At 59.8% G+C, this 3,052-nt stretch carries 3 protein-coding genes; 2 read left to right on the plus strand and 1 reads right to left on the minus strand.

The genetic code is table 11. The features are described 5' to 3' along the window. The first annotated feature begins 55 nt into the window (after positions 1 to 55). Complete coding sequence (locus E3W21_RS05035) at positions 56 to 1,384, plus strand: VOC family protein (RefSeq protein WP_134418674.1); 1,329 nt, start codon at positions 56 to 58, stop codon at positions 1,382 to 1,384. 166 nt (positions 1,385 to 1,550) lie between these two features. On the opposite strand, the gene E3W21_RS05040 is transcribed toward E3W21_RS05035, so the two are convergent. Then, a complete protein-coding gene (locus E3W21_RS05040; RefSeq protein ID WP_129443289.1) occupies positions 1,551 to 2,228 on the minus strand; it encodes a type 1 glutamine amidotransferase domain-containing protein in 678 nt (225 codons plus the stop codon). Positions 2,229 to 2,673: 445 nt separating this feature from the next. Between E3W21_RS05040 and E3W21_RS05045 the strand changes: the two genes are divergently transcribed. Beyond that, the coding region (locus E3W21_RS05045) for an Hcp family type VI secretion system effector (RefSeq protein WP_134418673.1) at positions 2,674 to 3,052 on the plus strand (379 nt) is incomplete at its 3' end.

The raw sequence follows: 3,052 nt of genomic DNA on the forward strand, positions 1-3,052 counted from the left end.
GAGTCACCCGAACTTCGTCAGCCCTGACCTGATCCGCCAACGCTTCTCCAAAGCGATGTCCGACATGTACCGCGAAGAAGTGCCGCTGTACGGCGCGCTGATGGAACTGGTGGAACAGACCAACCGTCACGTGCTGGACAGCGATCCACAGATCGCCCGACAGTTGAACAGCACCGGTGAAATCCAGCGCCTGGACCTGGAGCGGCATGGCGCTATCCGTGTCGGCACCGCCGATGAACTGGCCACCCTCGCCCGGCTGTTTGCGGTGATGGGCATGCAACCGGTGGGTTATTACGACCTGACCCCGGCCGGCGTGCCGGTGCACTCCACGGCTTTTCGCGCGGTGCATGAAGCAGCGTTGCAGGTCAGCCCGTTCCGGGTATTCACCTCCCTGCTGCGCCTGGAACTGATCGAAGACCTGGAACTGCGAGCGTTCGCCCAATCGGTGCTGGATAAGCGTTCGATCTTCACGCCCACTGCGCTGACCCTCATCGATCGTGCCGAAACCCAGGGCGGCCTCACCGAACAGGAGGCCCAGGACTTCGTTGAACAGGCGTTGGAAACGTTCCGCTGGCATCACACCGCCACCGTGACCGCCGAGCAGTACCGCAAACTCAGCGCCCAGCATCGCCTGATCGCCGACGTGGTGGCGTTCACCGGCCCGCATATCAACCACCTGACGCCGCGCACCCTGGACATCGACATCGTCCAGGCGCAAATGCCTGCCCATGGCATCACCCCCAAAGCGGTGATCGAAGGCCCGCCCCGCCGTCAGTGCCCGATTCTGCTGCGCCAGACCAGTTTCAAGGCCCTGGACGAGCCTGTCGCCTTCACCGATCAAGCCGAGAATCGTGGCAGCCACAGCGCCCGTTTCGGCGAAATCGAGCAACGCGGCGCAGCGCTCACCCCCAAAGGCCGGGCGCTTTACGACCGTTTGCTCAACGCTGCCCGGGATGAATTGAAAGACTTCCCCAATGAGGCCAATGCCGCACGTTACAACGGGCTGATGGCGCAGCACTTTGCAGAATTCCCTGACACCGTTGAGGGCATGCGCCAACAGGAACTGGCGTACTTTCGCTACTTCGTCACGGAAAAAGGGTTGGGAGCCGACGAGCTGAAATCGTGGTCGCTGGAGGATCTGCTCAGCGGCGGGTATTTGAAGGTTGAACCGTTGGTGTACGAAGATTTCCTGCCAGTCAGCGCTGCGGGGATTTTTCAGTCGAACCTGGGGGATGCGGCGCAAACCCACTATGGCGTGCATTCGAACCAGCAGGTGTTCGAGAAGGCGCTGGGTCGATCGACGATTGATGAGTTGGCGTTGTATGCCGAGACGCAGCGGCGCTCGATCGAGGAATGTTTCGCAGCGTCGAGCCTCGCTGTCTGAAGCGTGGCACAAACATGTAGCAGCTGGCGCAGCCTGCGTCCGGCTGCGTCCGGCTGCGCAGCAGTCGTTGTATCCGCCGCCGCGGTCTTTCAGACACACCGTGTTTGCCGGTTTTACGACTGCTGCGCAGTCGGACGCAGGCTGCGCCAGCTGCTACATGTCAGATTTAGCGGAGCTTCGCCAATAGTTCTTGTGCCGCTGCTTCAGAGGAAGCCGGATTCTGACCGGTGATCAGCAAACCATCAGTGAGCACATAACTCGCCCAGTCAGCACCTTTGGAATAGACACCACCCTTCTCCTTAAGCATGTCCTCCACCAAAAACGGCACAACCTTCGTCAGTTGCACCGCCTCTTCCTCAGTGTTGGTAAACCCCGTTACGCGCTTGCCTTTGACCAGCGGCTGGCCGTCCGCACCCTTGACGTGACGCAACACACCCGGTGCGTGGCAGACGGCCGCGACCGGTTTGCCCGCCTGGTAAAACGTCTCGATCAGAGCGATCGAAATTTTGTCTTCGGCCAAATCCCACAGCGGGCCATGGCCGCCCGGGTAGAAAATCGCGTCGTAATCTTCAGCTCTCGCGCTGCTCAGCAGAGCGGTAGACGCCAATGCGGACTGGGCGGCAGAGTCTTTGCGAAAGCGCTCGGTGGCCGCGGTTTGCGCGTCCGGCTCGTCGCTTTTTGGGTCCAGCGGCGGTTGGCCGCCCTTGGGCGAGGCCAGGGTCAACTGAGCGCCGGCGTCCTTGAAGGCGAAATACGGCGCGGCGAATTCCTCCAGCCAGAAGCCGGTTTTCTTACCCGTGTCACCCAATTGATCGTGTGACGTTAGAACCATAAGGATTTTCATGTCGTTCTCCTTGAGTTCGCAGATGTTCATTCATCTCGGCGCTGAGTTTGACCTCCAAGCTGCAGCATTCGTTGCACCTGTCACCCTAGCGGTTTTACTGCCGGTTTTCGGCGAATGAGACGATTGGTCACCCGAATGATGGCTAACCGCCTTGATGCGCAAGAAGTTGCGCACTCACCGCTGCAAAAGCTCTTCCCGGGAGGCTGATCGCCCGGCCTGTCAGGCGCCCCAGCCAAGTGCGCAAGAAGTTGCGCAGTACTGCGCAACTTCTTGCGCACATTCACAGGCGATCGCGGCCGAACATTCTTCGCGAGCGCTGAAAACCATCTCAACCTACTGATTTATATAGCCTTCACCGTTTATGGCACGGTCCTTGATAACAGTCAGGCACCCACCGGGCGATACCGCCTCCCGGGCACCCTAACTTTTAGCAAGGAGCACATCCATGGCTACACCAGCGTACATGTCCGTCACTGGCGAGAAACAAGGTCTGATCACTGCCGGCGCATTCACCGCCGACTCGGTTGGCAACACCTACCAGGAAGGTCACGAAGACCAGGTCATGGTTCAGGCTTTCAGCCACGACGTGATCATCCCGCGTGACCCGCAGTCCGGCCAACCGACCGGTCAGCGCGTCCACAAGCCAGTCGTGATCACCAAGGTCTACGACAAGGCTTCGCCACTGCTGCAGGCGGCTCTGACCTCCGGCGAGCGCATGAGCGAAATCGTTATCCAGTGGTACCGCACTTCGGCTCAAGGTACCCAAGAGCACTACTACACCACCAAACTGGAAGACGCGATCATCGTCGCCATCAACAACAAAA

The organism is Pseudomonas sp. F01002, from assembly GCF_004402115.1.
GTDB lineage: Bacteria > Pseudomonadota > Gammaproteobacteria > Pseudomonadales > Pseudomonadaceae > Aquipseudomonas > Aquipseudomonas frigoris.